The organism is Martelella sp. HB161492, assembly GCF_013184775.1.
GTDB lineage: Bacteria > Pseudomonadota > Alphaproteobacteria > Rhizobiales > Rhizobiaceae > Martelella.
Genome location: NZ_JAATVV010000005.1, coordinates 59,153 through 73,454, shown reverse-complemented (window position 1 = coordinate 73,454; position 14,302 = coordinate 59,153). Strand labels below are relative to the sequence as shown.

At 59.0% G+C, this 14,302-nt stretch carries 10 protein-coding genes; 6 read left to right on the top strand and 4 right to left on the bottom strand.

Features of this window, described 5'->3' with window-relative positions; translation table 11 throughout:
• Positions 1 to 35: 35 nt before the first annotated feature.
• Entirely contained in the window at positions 36 to 1,046 is a 1,011-nt protein-coding gene (locus HCK86_RS09705; protein WP_176084268.1) for a LacI family DNA-binding transcriptional regulator, read from the bottom strand.
• A 247-nt stretch (positions 1,047 to 1,293) separates the two neighbouring features.
• On the opposite strand from HCK86_RS09705, the gene HCK86_RS09700 reads away from it, so the two are divergent.
• The 6 genes from HCK86_RS09700 (at position 1,294) to HCK86_RS09675 (ending at position 8,743) form a co-directional block, all read left to right on the top strand.
• A complete protein-coding gene (locus HCK86_RS09700) occupies positions 1,294 to 2,574 on the top strand; it encodes an extracellular solute-binding protein (RefSeq protein WP_176084267.1) in 1,281 nt (426 codons plus the stop codon).
• A gap of 132 nt (positions 2,575 to 2,706) precedes the next feature.
• On the top strand, positions 2,707 to 3,639 hold the full coding sequence (locus HCK86_RS09695) for a sugar ABC transporter permease (protein ID WP_176084266.1): 933 nt from the start codon (positions 2,707 to 2,709) through the stop codon (positions 3,637 to 3,639).
• Positions 3,640 to 3,643: 4 nt separating this feature from the next.
• Positions 3,644 to 4,489: a carbohydrate ABC transporter permease gene (locus HCK86_RS09690; protein WP_176084265.1), complete on the top strand. Its 846-nt coding sequence runs from the start codon at positions 3,644 to 3,646 to the stop codon at positions 4,487 to 4,489.
• 13 nt (positions 4,490 to 4,502) lie between these two features.
• The gene (ugpC, locus tag HCK86_RS09685; protein WP_176084264.1) at positions 4,503 to 5,645 is read left to right on the top strand and encodes a sn-glycerol-3-phosphate ABC transporter ATP-binding protein UgpC; all 1,143 of its coding nucleotides are present in this window, start codon (positions 4,503 to 4,505) and stop codon (positions 5,643 to 5,645) included.
• A gap of 30 nt (positions 5,646 to 5,675) precedes the next feature.
• The gene (locus HCK86_RS09680) at positions 5,676 to 8,066 is read left to right on the top strand and encodes a glycoside hydrolase family 3 N-terminal domain-containing protein (protein ID WP_176084263.1); all 2,391 of its coding nucleotides are present in this window, start codon (positions 5,676 to 5,678) and stop codon (positions 8,064 to 8,066) included.
• Positions 8,067 to 8,326: 260 nt separating this feature from the next.
• Positions 8,327 to 8,743: a hypothetical protein gene (locus tag HCK86_RS09675; RefSeq protein WP_176084262.1), complete on the top strand. Its 417-nt coding sequence runs from the start codon at positions 8,327 to 8,329 to the stop codon at positions 8,741 to 8,743.
• A 463-nt stretch (positions 8,744 to 9,206) separates the two neighbouring features.
• On the opposite strand, the gene HCK86_RS09670 is transcribed toward HCK86_RS09675, so the two are convergent.
• From HCK86_RS09670 to ugpC (HCK86_RS09660), 3 genes are all read right to left on the bottom strand, one after another.
• Positions 9,207 to 11,378, bottom strand: a complete 2,172-nt coding sequence (locus HCK86_RS09670; protein WP_210259868.1) for an alpha-glucuronidase family glycosyl hydrolase — start codon at positions 11,376 to 11,378, stop codon at positions 9,207 to 9,209.
• 141 nt (positions 11,379 to 11,519) lie between these two features.
• Entirely contained in the window at positions 11,520 to 13,178 is a 1,659-nt protein-coding gene (locus HCK86_RS09665) for a glycoside hydrolase family 43 protein (protein ID WP_176084531.1), read from the bottom strand.
• A 41-nt stretch (positions 13,179 to 13,219) separates the two neighbouring features.
• Positions 13,220 to 14,302 carry a sn-glycerol-3-phosphate ABC transporter ATP-binding protein UgpC gene (ugpC, locus tag HCK86_RS09660; protein ID WP_176084261.1) on the bottom strand — a complete coding sequence of 361 codons (1,083 nt, stop codon included), beginning with the start codon at positions 14,300 to 14,302 and terminating at the stop codon, positions 13,220 to 13,222.

Below are 14,302 nucleotides of genomic sequence, written 5' to 3'. Positions count from 1 at the left end.
CCTTTGACCGTCGAACCGCACCGATCTCGGTGTGTTCAGCGTTTTGGCGGGGCAACGGATTGCCGCACGACCAGTTCGGCCGGCAGTGTGATCTGCTTTGATGGCGCTTCAAGCCCGAGAATCAGCGCCAGCAGCATGTTGACGGCCGAACGGCCCATCTGCTGCAGCGGCTGGCGGATCGTCGTCAGCGGCGGATGCATCTGTGCCGCCAGCGGAATATCGTCAAAGCCGACAATAGAGATATCGCCCGGAATATCGAGCCCGGCCTCACGCACGGCGGCATAGGCGCCGAGAGCGCTGATGTCATTGGCCGCGAAAATCGCCGTTGGCGGCGATTTCAGCGTCAAAAGCCGCTTGGCGGCCTCGAATCCGCTGCGTTGCAGAAAGTCACCCTCGGCAATCAGTGCTGGATCATCGTCAAGGCCAAAGCGGCCGACCGCGTCGCGATAGGCAGAAAGCCGTTGCCGTGCGGACAGCAGCCGGTTGTCGCCGGTGATGAAGGCAACGCGGCGATGGCCGTGTTCGGCCAGATGCTGCATGATCAGCCGTCCGCCCTGATAGCTGTCCGCCATCACCGAGGGAAAAGGCGGCTCATCTTCCTGTGCGTCAATGGTTACGACCGGCACGGCTGCACGGTCGAGCGTTTCGAGATAATGCGATTCGTAGGGTAGGATGGTGATCACGCCATCGGCCACCTGCTGCACGAGGCTGACAACGCTCGACGGCGGCTGGCTGTCGCTGTCCGGCAGCGAGTAGACCAGCATTTCATAGCCCGCCCCGCGCGCTGCGCGGCCAACGCCCATGACCAAATCGCTGGTGAACGGCGTGTGAAGCTGCGCTATGACACCGATGATATGGGTCCGGCCGGAGGAGAGCTTCTGGGCCAGGCGGTTCGCGACATAGCCCATTTCATCGGCGATGCGCAGAATATCCTCGCGCGTTTCCTCTGACACGCCGGGCTGGTTGTTGAGCGCGCGTGAGGCGGTCATGCGGGAGACGCCCGCAACCTTGGCAATCTCGGCGAGTGTCGGTGTACGCTGTTTCATTCTTTCCTCCCCGGGGGCCGGGCCTCTTGTCGTTTTTCTCGCCAATCTGTCCGCGACATCTGCCTTCGGCCTTTCAGCATTTAAGGCGAGAGGTGCGGACTGTCCACTTTCGCGGTGCTGAAGCATGTGCCTGGCGTGGCGCCGGGACCTTTTGAAAGCTGCCGAAAGGCGATTGACACTCTATAACGTTACCGGTAACGTTACATCTATGGCGACGTTTTCGCCACTGTTTCCATGGGAGGAAATCATGAATTCACGTTTTTTGCCGCGCGCCGCGGCCCTGTTGTGCACGGCTGCCGCCATCGCAGCCGGCCCTGTAGCTGCCCATGCCGATGATGTCATTACGTCCTGGGATCTGCGTTCCGATGCGGTGACGGCCGGAACGATCCGCGATGCGGCCGATCGCTTCGAAGCCGCCAATCCCGGCTATAAGGTTGAAGATTCCCACTTCGCCAACGATGCCTACAAGACCAAGCTGAAGATTGGTTTTGGTGCCAACCAGCCACCTTGCGTTTTCGCGTCCTGGGGCGGCGGGCCGCTGAAGGAATATGTCGATGCCGGCCAGGTCATGGATATGACGCCCTATCTCGACAAGGACCCGGCTTTCAAGGACCGCTTCATTGATGCGAGTTTCGGACCGGTCACATTTGACGGCAAGATCTACGGCATCCCGGCGGAGAATACCGGTCTTGCTGTTGTCTTCTACAACAAGGACATGTTCGCGGAATATGGTCTGACACCGCCCAAGACCTGGGATGATCTGATGAACATCATCCAGGTGCTGAACGATCATAATGTCGCGCCCTTTGCGCTTGCCAACAAGAACAAGTGGCCGGGGCTGATGTATTACGGGTTGCTGGTTGACCGCGTTGCGGGACCTGGTGCCTATCAGGCGGCCTCCACCGGTGAAGGCTCCTTCACGGATCCTGCCTTTGTCGAGGCCGGAACGCTGTTGCAGGATCTGGTCAAGGCCAATGCCTTTGCCAAGGGCTATAACGGTCTCGATTACGATATCGGCGGCTCGCGGCGCCTGCTTTATGCCAATAAGGCGGCCATGGAAGTCATGGGGACCTGGGAGCTTTCCTCGATCATCAACGAGAACCCCTCCTTCGCTGACAAGGTCGATTTCTTCACCTTCCCTTCAGTTCCCGATGGCAAGGGCGATCCGAGCGATGTGCTCGGCACGCTTGGCGACAACTATATCTCGGTTTCCGAAGCCTGCCCCTATAAGGACAAGGCCTATGAGCTTGCCACCTATATGACCGACGATACGGCCGCTGCCGACCGCCTTGCAAACCAGCGGATGATGCCGCTGAAGAATATCCAGACGGACGACCCCTTCCTGCAGAAGGTTGCCAATACCGTGGCAAACGCTAAGAGCGTTCAGCTCTGGTACGATCAGGACCTGCCGCCGGCCGTTGGTGAAGCCACCAAGGATGCGGTTCAGGAACTCTTCGGTCTGTCGGTCACGCCGGAACAGGCAGCCCAGCAGATCCAGGACGCTGCATCGGCCAAGGCCTCCAACTAAGGCCCTTCCCCTACTGCCTGCCGGTGCGGCTTCTGCCCTTCAGGGGCACACCGCATCGGCAATCTGCCCGACGCACGCGCTTTCATCGGCGCGTGCGAAAGGAAAAGGCTGGCTTCTTGAAAGGACATCATCATGTCACAGGTCGGCGACAGCACGCGGTCTGACAGGCTCCGGAAACAGCGAAAGCTGATCCTTGCCAATAAAACCGCCCCGGTGATCTTTCTGGCACCGGCGCTTATCCTGCTTCTGATCTATCTACTGTATCCGCTGATTTCCAGTTTCCACTATTCCTTCCTCGACTGGAACGGTCTGGGCGACAATGCCAAATTCGTCGGTCTCGCCAACTGGAAACGACTGATCCATGACGGCGTTTTCTGGCATTCGGCCTGGAACAATATTCTGCTGGCGCTGTTCTCGATCGTCATCCAGCTGCCGATTGCGCTAGTTCTGGCTGTCGTGCTGGATGAGGCCTCCAAGGGCTCGCGGATCCTGAAGATTCTCTATTTTATTCCGCTTCTGATGTCGTCGGTTGCACTCGGCGTCTTGTTCAAGAACATTTACGATCCGAATTTCGGGCCGGTCAACGCCATCCTCGATGCCATCGGCCTGCCCGGCCTCGCCCATGATTGGCTCGGCGATCCAAGCTACGCGCTTGGTTCCGTGATCGTCGTCGTGCTGTGGCAGAACATCCCCTTTTACATGGTGCTGTTTCTGGCCGGACTTGCCTCTTTCCCGCGCGAAATCACCGAAGCCGCCCGCCTTGATGGCGCCAGCCAGACGACGATTTTCTGGCGGCTGAAGCTTCCGCATCTGCAGGGCACCTTCCGTACTGCCGTGCTGCTCGCAGTGATCGGTTCGATGCGTTACTTCGATCTCATCTATGTCATGACCGAAGGCGGGCCGGAAAATGCTTCCCAGGTGATGGCAAGCTACATGTACAAGCAGGTCTTCGCCTCCTTCGAGCTCGGTTACGGCACCACGGTCGCCTCGGCCATGTTCATCATCATCACCGTGATCGCGGCCATTTCCTTCCGCCTGTCACGGCGCTTCGAGACGGAGGTCTGAGATCATGGCAAAAGCAGCAAGAAAATCCGGTTTTTCGGTCAAGTCCGTTGTGATCCCGGTGCTCGGACTGTTCTGGCTGGCGGTGACCACCCTGCCCTTCATCTTCGTCGTCATGATGAGCCTGAAGACCCAGAATGAAACCTATGTGAACCCGGTCTGGGCCTTGCCGGAAAGCTTCAATCTTTCCAACTATATCGATGTGCTGAAGGGGTCCTTTCTGATCTATCTCAGAAACAGCCTGTTTGTCATCTCGGTCTCGGTCGTCCTGATCGTGCTGATTTCGGCCATGGCTGCCTATGCGCTGGCAAGGCTCAGATTCCGGCTCTCCGGCGCGCTTTTCGGCCTCATCGTCGCCGGCATGATCGTGCCGCTGCATGTGACGCTGGTTCCGGTCTATCTGATGACGAAGTCGATGGGGCTTTATGACACGCCTGCCGCCCTGATCGGGCCCTATGTGGCAATGAGCCTGCCGATCTCGATCTTCATCCTGACCGAATTCATGCGGCAGGTGCCGAAGGAACTGGAAGAGGCAGCCCTGCTAGATGGCTGCGGCCCGTTCAAGGTGTTCTGGAAGATCTTCTTCCCGCTGTCCGGGCCCGGCCTTTCCACCGTTGCAATCTATAACGGCATCATGCTGTGGAACGAGTTCGTCTTTGCCTATGTGCTGACCTCGTCTCCCGACAAACGCACCCTGCCGCTCGCCGTCTGGGATTTCCAGGGCCAGTACGCATCCAATATTCCCGCCATTCTCGCCGTCGTCACCTTGAGTTCCCTGCCGCTGATCATCGTTTACGCGATCGGCCAGGAAAAGATCGTCAACGGCATGATGGCCGGCTCACTGAAGGGCTGATGGAGACAAGACCATGACCAGTATCACTCTCACAAAGGTCGAAAAGCGCTTTTCCGCCGTCACCGTTCTGCACGGTATCGACCTTCAGATCGCAGATGGCGAATTCTGCGTCTTCCTCGGGCCGTCCGGTTGCGGCAAGTCGACGCTCTTACGCACCATTGCCGGGATTGAAACCTTGAGCGAAGGCCAGCTCACCATCGGCGATGAGGAAATGAACGACGTGCCGCCATCGGAACGCGGCGTCGCCATGGTGTTCCAGAACTATGCACTCTATCCGCATATGAGCGTTTACGAAAACATGGCCTTCGGGCTGAAGCAGGCGAAAACGCCGAAAGCCGAGATTGAACGGCGCGTCGGCGATGCAGCCCGCATTTTGCAGATTGAAAACCTGCTGGAGCGCAAGCCGAAACAGCTCTCCGGCGGCCAGCGCCAGCGCGTTGCCATCGGCCGGGCCATTGTGCGCCAGCCTGCTGTCTTCCTGTTCGATGAGCCGCTTTCAAATCTTGATGCAGCGCTCCGGGTTCACATGCGTACGGAGATTTCCAACCTCCATCGCGACTTTCCCGAAGCCAGCATGATCTATGTGACCCACGACCAGACAGAGGCCATGGCGCTGGCCGACAAGATCGTGCTGCTCAGGGCCGGGCCGGATGTGCTGACCAAGGGTTCGATCGCCCAGGTCGGCGCGCCGCTGGAGCTCTACCACCGGCCGAAAAACCTGTTTGTCGCCGGTTTCCTCGGGTCTCCGGCTATGAATTTCCTGCCGGCAACGCTGGCATCTGTCGGCCCGGACGGGGCATCCGTGACGCTTTCAACGGGTGAGACCATTGAGGTTCCGGTGGATGCTTCGACACTTTCCAGCGGCGCCAAGCTGACGCTCGGCATACGTCCGGAACACATGCAGCCGGCGGTACCGGGAGCAACCGAGCAGGTACTGACCCGCAAGGTCACCTCGGTCGAGAATTTCGGCGAATATAGCTATCTCTATCTCGAGAGTGATGCACCGATGATCGCCAAAGTCTCCGAGGACATCGTCAGCCCGGCCGAAGCCCCCACCACTTTTTCCATCAGGCCCGCCTCATGCCATCTCTTCGACGCCGCCGGCGACGCGCTCAGCTATCTGCCGAGCGTTCCCGGACCGCGCAAGCAGGCATGATGCCGTCGTAACGCTTTTGGATTTCAGGACATGAACACAATGACAACGCCCCTCTACAAGGACTCCGCCCTTTCGGCCGAAACCCGCGCTGAAGATCTGATCTCGCGTATGTCGCTTTCTGAGAAGATCGGTCAGCTTCACGCCGTCTGGCTGTTTCTCGAGGAGAACGGGCAACACCGCACCCGTTCGGACCAGTTCACCGGCTCATCTGACCCGGAAACGCTGAAGGCGATGCTGTCATCCGGCCTCGGCCAGGTGACCCGTCCGCTCGGTACGCGCAGCATTGACGCGCAGGAAGGGGTTCGCGCCCTCAACAGCCTGCAGCACTTCATGATCGAGGAAACCCGCCTTGGTGTTCCTGTCATGTCGCATGAGGAATGCCTTTCCGGTCTGATGATCAAGGGCGGCACACTGTTTCCCTCCTCGCTTGCCTATGGTGCGACCTTCAATCCGGCACTGATTGAAAGGGTTGGCGAAGCAATCGGCCAGGAGGCGCGTGCCATCGGCTGCCACCAGGGGCTGGCCCCTGTTCTCGACGTTGCCCGCGACGCTCGTTGGGGCCGGACCGAGGAGAGTTTCGGCGAAGATCCCTATCTCGCCGGCATCTTGGCGACGCATTATGTCCGCGGCCTGCAGGGCAAGAAGCGCGATCTCCTGGCAACGCTGAAGCATTATGCCGGTCACTCTGCCAGCGAAGGAGGCCGTAACCATGCGCCCGTTCATATGGGCTGGCGCGAACTGAATGACATGTTCCTGCTGCCGTTCGAAATGGCGGTGAAACTTGCCAATGCCGGATCGGTCATGCCTGCCTATCACGACATCGACAATGAGCCGGTGCATGCCTCGCATCATCTCCTGACAGAGGTGCTGCGCGAGGATTGGGGTTTTGACGGGCTGATCGTTGCCGACTATGTCGGCGTCAGCCTGCTCTATCAGCATCATGGCGTCGCGGCAGACCGGGCGGAAGCAGCTGCCCTTTCCTTCGGTGCTGGCCTCGATATCGAGCTTCCGGGCGATGACTGCGCGCGGGATCTGAAGGATGCGGTTGCCCGTGGCCTGATTTCCGAGGACAAGATCACTGAAATCGCCCGCCGGGTTCTCACCGAAAAGTTCCGCATCGGCCTGTTTGAGAAGCCCTATGCCGACGACGCCGGGATCGTGCTGCAGGCGGGGTCAAGCGTCGAAACAGCCCGCAAGGTTGCCGAACAGTCGGTGACGATCCTTGACAATACCGGCATCCTGCCGCTCAAGCCTGGCCTCAAGGTCGCCGTGATCGGCCCCTGTGCCGATGATCCGCTGGCACTGCTCGGCGACTATTCCTTCCCCGTGCATCTGATTCATAACGAGGCGCAGGAAGAGGTCGAAAGCGTTGTCACGCCGCTTGAAGCGTTCAAGAAGGCTCTAGGTGAGGACAATGTCGTCTATGCCCGTGGCTGCAACATCCTCGATGAACGGCGTGCCGGCGCGCCGGTTTTTCCCGGCGATGTCGATGACAGCACCTCGCTGGAGCAGGCCTCGTCGCTTTCCACAAGGCTTGACATGATCCCGGATGCCATGGCGGCTGCCAAATCAGCTGATGTTGCCGTGATCTGTGTCGGTGATCTGTCCGGCATTTTCCAGACTGGTACCGTTGGTGAAGGTTCAGATACGGACAGGCTGGACCTTCCAGGCGTGCAGCAGAAACTGATTGACAGCATCATCGCCACCGGCACACCGGTGATTGTCGTGCTCTCTTCCGGCCGCCCCTATAATCTCGGCGGTAATGAAGACCGGATCGCGGCGCAGGTAATGACCTTCTTTGCCGGGCAGGAGGGTGGTACAGCGCTGGTGTCCGTGCTGACCGGTGCAGTCGAACCATCAGGACGTCTGACGCTTTCCGTGCCGAAAAGCGCCGGGGCCGGTCCCTATTTTTACAACCACAACTTCAAGTCGTCGGGCACGCCGATCGCCCGCCACTTCGGTAGCCGCTATCCATTCGGCCATGGTCTGAGCTACACGCGCTTCGCCTATTCCAGTGTCATGCTGGAGCGTAACGCTGTTGATATCGACACCGGCACGGTTGAACTCTCCTTCACGGTGACAAATGTCGGCGGGCGCAAGGGCATCGCCGTGCCGCAACTTTATGTGCGCGACGAACTGGCTTCGGTCGTCCGCCCGGTCAAGGAGCTCAAGGCCTTCGGGCGTGTGGAGCTGGCCGCGGGCGCTTCTGCGCGGGTCCATATCCGCCTGCCAGTCGATATGCTGAACTTCACGGGCATGGAAGGAAAGCGCGTGGTCGAGCCCGGCTTTTTCACGCTGATGGTCGGTGCTTCCAGCGGTGACATCAAACTGAAGGCCCGCGTCGAGGTGAAGGGGGCTCGCCGTGTGCTGGCGAAGGACTGGCGCATGGAAAGCAGCTTCAGCTACGACTATCAGATTTGAGTGCTGACGCTGGCGCCGGGGACACGGACACCTCGGCGCCACACCTTCGCCGCGTTATTGGCAAAATTGATTATAATATCTGTATAAACTTGAATATATTTGACAGAGATTTTCGATTAGCTGAACAACTCTGCGAGTTTGCCATGAAGACCATAACTGGCCATATACAATCAGGGCGAGCGCCCAGCGTGTGCAATGAACCGGCCCCGTCAGAGAAGCAAGCCGCGATACGCGGCCGTCTGAACAACCGATCGGCAACGTTGAAGCCGAAAGAGGGCGGCAGCGACGTCTCCGCAATCTACGGTCGGGCCGGACGAACGACAGCCCCAGCCAGGCTGCATGCCGGACACCACGACACTGAGCGCGATCTGGCGCAGAACCATCAGGCCTTTTTCGATCGCCACGAAACGGCAATGAAAAAGCTCGGTCTTGCATCGGAAAATGGTGAGATCAGGTCTGATTTTGCCAATATCATACACAAGCCCGGCATGGAGCGGGCGATGCACAGCCTGACCGATCCGGCGAAACAGGCCGCACAGATCGCGCGCGGCTTTCTTGACAGAGACGGCAAGGTGACGAAATCGGCCATGTCCATCCTGAAGATGCCGACGCTGTTCGCCTGCCTTTATGGCGACAGGGCGTCCGACGATCTGAAGCTTCTCGGGCTGCAGGCCTAGCAACTCGGACAATCGTGCTTCGGGCTACGCGCCTCTTTAGGCTTCTGACTGGTCTCATTGAGGTCGTCGGAGGGCGGTTACATCATCAGAGCCGAAAAGAGTTCAGCTCCGCTGAGGTTCGCCTAGCCAGGAGCGAGAACGTTCTTGCTGATCTCTCTCACAATATGCGTTTTTAGATCATCTTTTGCGCGATGCGATTTTTCGATGGGCAACCTGTAATGACGGTTATGGATGTCCCCGGCCAGGTGGCCGGCATAGTTTTCGCCGCACCGCGGTGCCTATCCGATGGACATCCCCACGGGACCATATTGCCGAGATGATCGGTTCACCGGAGGGGCCGGGGCCCGATGAGGCAGGGTCCTGCTAACCTGGCAATCCCATTGGCTGAGATGCCCGATGTTTGTGCGCCTGTGAAGACCCGGACAGCAGACCTGAGCCTGCGGTCCGGGCCTTGCGGTGTCCGTCAGTCGGGATTGCCCGGGGCAAATGGGAAAGAAAGGGCTTTGTAGGTTTCAAGTCCCTTTTGCGGGGCTGCATACCCGGTTGGCAACGGCAGTCCCGAGATCGCCTGAAAATAGGCAATATTGGCATCCCGCCACCATCGTGCCTCGCGTGCCTGGATTGCGAGAAAGGCGTTTACCTGTTTGAACCGCTGGCCGTCCACATAGGGGCGTGCGTCGGACCAGTTTGCCGCCATGACGGCGGCAGCTTCCGCGCCCCTGTCGAAACGCTCGATCAGACTTTGCCACAACGACTTGCCGGATTTCATGCGGAAATCCCAGGGAATGTGATGAAACCAGAGCAGATAGCGTTCGTCAAACGCGTGTGGGTCGGAAAACAGCGCCTGCATCTCTTCGCTATATTGGCCAATGCTATTGCTGCCATCGGCAAGCCGGTTGAAGCCGATACCGGCGCTATCCGCCCTGTTATAATAGGTCGGGTTCCATTCCGCGCGTGCCAGATCGTTTACCCAGGGGCCGGGCCCATAGTGATGGCCGGTCGCCACTTGGTGATGCAGGCCGAAGGGCATCATATAGTCGACAAGGATTTCGTGCGACTGCATCAGCATGTCAACGATTGTGGACACGAAAGCAGCCTCATTGCTGAAGGTCATGCGAGTCCAGTCTTCTGCGATGGCACGGGCTGTGTCATCCGGGTCCCATGCCATTCTGCCAAAGGCATACCAGTTGGCCTGATTGAATATTCCGCCGGTCCAGTCGCGGTCGGAGCCGATATTGGCAACGCCCGACATGCCTGTCAGCCTCTGCGGGAAGAGCTTTCCCTGCAGGATTTTCGAGATTGTCGATCCCCTGCCGGCGCTCAGGGTGTCAAATTGCAGCACCTCTTCGAAGACGGGGCCGAGAAAGGCAAGGTGGGTTGCCTGGCCGAGATATTCCTTGGTGATCTGGAATTCCATCACCAAAGGGGTTTTGGTGAGCTTGCCGAAGATCGGCGAGAAGGGTTCGCGCGGCTGGAAATCAATCGGACCGTTTTTGACCTGTACCAGAACATTTGGCGCAAAGTGCCCGTCCAGCGGCGCAAACTCGTTCAGCGCCTCGCCCGCCCTGTCTGTTCCGGCATCCGAGGCGTAGACAAAGGCGCGCCAGATCAGTATGCCGCCATGCGGCGCCAGTGCCTCGGCAATCATATTGGCGCCTTCAGCATGGCTGCGCTGATAGTCGCCCGGGCCGGGCTGTCCTTCGGAATTTGCCTTGACCAGAAAGCCGCCGAAATCAGGTATGGCGGCATAGATCGCGTTGACCCTGTTCTGCCACCAGGACTGGACATCCGGATGGCTCGGATCTGCCGTTTCACATTCGCCGAGGGCAGCGGGTGAGGCGAAATTGACCGAAAGGAATACCTTCAGACCAAAGGGCCGGAAGATCGCTGCCAGCATCGCGGCCTTTTCCAGATAGAAGGGGGTGAGGATTTCCGGAGCTGCGTTGACGTTGTTGAGTACAGTGCCATTGATACCAAGTGAGGCATTGGCCCGTGCGTAGTCCGTGTAACGCTGCTGCTGATAGTCCGGCAGCGTCCACCAGTCCCAGATCGAGAAACCCGCATAGCCGCGCTCCACCGTGCCATCGAGATTGTCCCAGTGGTTCAGGAGGCGGAGATCGAGTTTCGGACGGGAACGAAGATCCGTTGCCGCAAGCGACCGGCCGGTCTGAATATGACGCAGGAAGGCAAAGCAGCCATAAAGCACACCGGTATCGCTGCCGGCGGCAATGGCCGTCACATTGCAGCCATTCATGGTCATGCGCCGAACCAGATAGCCCTCGGGGCCGAGATCATCAAGTGGCAGTGCCGCCGATGCGATAAGCGGATTACCTTCAGGGGTTCCGATGATGATCGCGCCATCGCCGATGGTGGATGGTTCGGCCTTTGGCACACAGTGGAGCGTCATGGCGAAAAGCGCGTGTTCAAGTTCCTCCTGGGCCACCAGAATGGTGGGGCTGTCTGCACCGGCAATCAGCATTGATGCATGTTCAAGGATATGCGTGCGCCGGTCTTCCGGCTGCGGCAGATAGCGCAGCCAGAGGTCATATCCATCCTCGTTGGTGAGGGTGGCCGCGCAGGTCTCGCCTCTGGCGTCTGCCTCTAGCTTCATAAAATGCGACAGTAAGGTGTTCATCGGTGCTTCTACCATTGGGCTTTGTGACGCGAGCGACTGCGACGGAGGTATGTTCAGGGCACGAAAACCCATCTTCGGCGCGGCGCGCCAAAGCAATCAGGTTTCGCAGATGTAAAAAATGCGGAAAGCGGTATGCCCCAGCTAACCGCGCGTCTCGTAATCGAACCAGGCGAAGTCGGCATGCTGTGCCTGGCCGCTGATATCGTGTGCGGCCATGCCAACAAAGGCGCCGGTGAAATTATTGCCCTCGCCGACGCCCGCCTCATCGGAGAGGATGGTGGCGTCAAGGACCGGGCCAATCATCTGCCAGCCGCCCTCGCCGTTCCGCCAGAAGAACTGCAATGCCGGACCGGCGACTTCGACGGCGAGATCCAGCGGGCCTTCTTCGGGAAGCCGGACTGGATCACAGCCGAAAACCGAGCGACCGAACGGAAAATCTCCGAGTGCCGACATGATCCGCAGGGCACGGCTTCCGTCATCTTCGCGCGTCATTGCAAGATAATGATACTGGCACTGATTGTACCAGCAGATCAGGCCGGCAAAGCTCTGGAAATCGCGCGGGCTGAAATCAATCTGCGTTGCAGCACGATAGCTGAGCGCTGTCTGACGGCGGGCCAGCATGGCGCTTTCGAAAAAGTTGCCGGGCGACAGACGGCCATAGATACGCAGGCTTCCCGGGTTGGCCGCAAGTGAAAACAGGCGCGCAGGTTCTGGGCTGCGCAACCACTGGAACGCAATGGGAAGCTGGCCGGGGGCAAAGCGGGTCCGCACAGGTTCCGCGGCCGTTTCTTCCGCTTTCAGACCGTCCGGTCTTGTGGTGTGGATCGTCTTCGGTGCCTGGCCGCCTTCGGCAAGATAGAGCCAGCCGTCATCACGCCATTCCATCTTCTGGATAGCTGTCTCCCGTCCGAGTGGTGAGCGGCGCTGGATCTGATCTGAGCCGGGCAGATCACGCCGGATCGCTGACTGTCCCGTCGTATCGGAGACGGTGAGCGGGCGGGAACACAGATGAACCATATAAGTCTCGCCCGCCTGCGTCTCGACTATATCAGCATGCCCGCAGCGCTGCAGCGGAACGTCCGGTGCGAAGGCGGTGGTCAGCACATGCTTGTCCGGGTGAACCTCATAGGGTCCGAGGAGCGACCGTGATCGTGCCAGTGTCACGGCATGTTCGTAGCCCGTGCCGCCTTCAGCCGTCATCAGATAGTACCAGCCTTCACGGTAATAGAGATGCGGCGCTTCCGTCAGCTTCCGCTCCGTTCCCTGGAAGATGTTGTGGATCGGCCCGGCCAGTTTCTCGGCGTTTACATCATATTCCTGCAGCACGATCCCGGCGAACTGATCACCATGACCTTGCTGTCTGTGGTCCCACAGCATGTTGACAAGATATTTCCGGCCATCGGGCGCATGGAAAAGGGACGGATCAAATCCGCTTGCATTAAGATAGATCCGCTTTGACCAGGGGCCGTTAATGGTGGGCGCTGTGGTCAGGTAGTTGGGGGCATCCTTGAAACTGCCCGAAAGCCGTTTCACATCGGTGTAGATCAGCCAGAACAGCCCGTCGGCATGGGTGAGGCAGGGTGCCCAGATACCGCAGCTGTCGGGGTTGCCGCGCATGTCGAGCAGATCACCCCGATCAAGCGGATGGGCGATGAGGGTCCAGTTCGCGAGATCGCGCGAATGATGGATTTGGACGCCGGGATACCATTCAAAGGTGGAGGTCGCGATATAGTAGTCGTTGCCTACGCGGCAGATGGAGGGGTCCGGATTAAAGCCCGGCAGGATCGGATTGGTGATCATGGTTTCAGTCATGGCAAATGCGTTCCGGATTGAAGGATGGGTCACCTGATGACCTGTTCATCGGCACCAAAGAGGTGCCAGGCGGCCGCCTTCGGGCGGACGACAAGCACGTCGCCACGACGGGTCTTGAACTGACCGGGCTTGTGCACGAGAATTTCGGTGCCATCGGCAAGGTTGCCGTGAAGATAGGTGTCGCGGCCATGCTGTTCGGCGACAGACACCGTGAAACGCCAGCCATCACCACCGGTTTCGAGAACCTCGAGATCTTCCGGGCGAATGCCGAGGCTGACCGCCTCATTGTTTCCGACCGGCAGGTCACGCGGGTCAAGCCGGATCGTTTCCAGCGTGTCGGATGTGAAGGCGAACCCGCCCTCGCCATCGGCTGCAATACTGCCGTCGATGAAATTCATTCGCGGCGAGCCGATAAAGCCGGCAACGAACTTGTTGTCGGGACGGTTGTAGAGCTCAAGTGGCGCCCCCACCTGCTCGATAACCCCCTTGCGCAGCACGACAATTTTGTCGGCCATGGTCATGGCCTCGATCTGGTCGTGGGTTACGTAGATCATGGTGTTACCCAGACGTTCGTGCAGGGCGTTGATCTCAAAGCGCATGACCACGCGCAGTTCCGCATCGAGATTGGACAAGGGTTCGTCGAAGAGAAAGATTTTCGGCTCGCGCACGATCGAGCGGCCGATGGCAACGCGCTGGCGCTGACCGCCCGAGAGCTGGGTCGGCTTGCGCTGCAAGAGTTCGTTGATCTGCAGCATCACTGCAGCGGATTGGATGCGCTGCTCGATCTCCGCTTTGGGCATGCCGATATTCTCAAGGCCGAAGCTTAAATTCTGGCGCACCGTCATATGCGGATAGAGTGCATAGGACTGGAAAACCATCGATACACCCCGGTCTGCGGCCGGCGTCCGAACCACGCTGTGTTCATCGATCAGAATATCGCCCGTGGTTGCCGTTTCAAGTCCGGCGATCATGCGCAGCAGGGTCGACTTGCCGCAGCCGGACGGGCCGACGAAGACCACGAATTCTCCGTCCTCGATTTCGAGATTGACGTTCGGAATGACCGCGAGGTTGCCGAATGTCTTGTTGAGATTGACGAGTTTGAGATTAGCCAT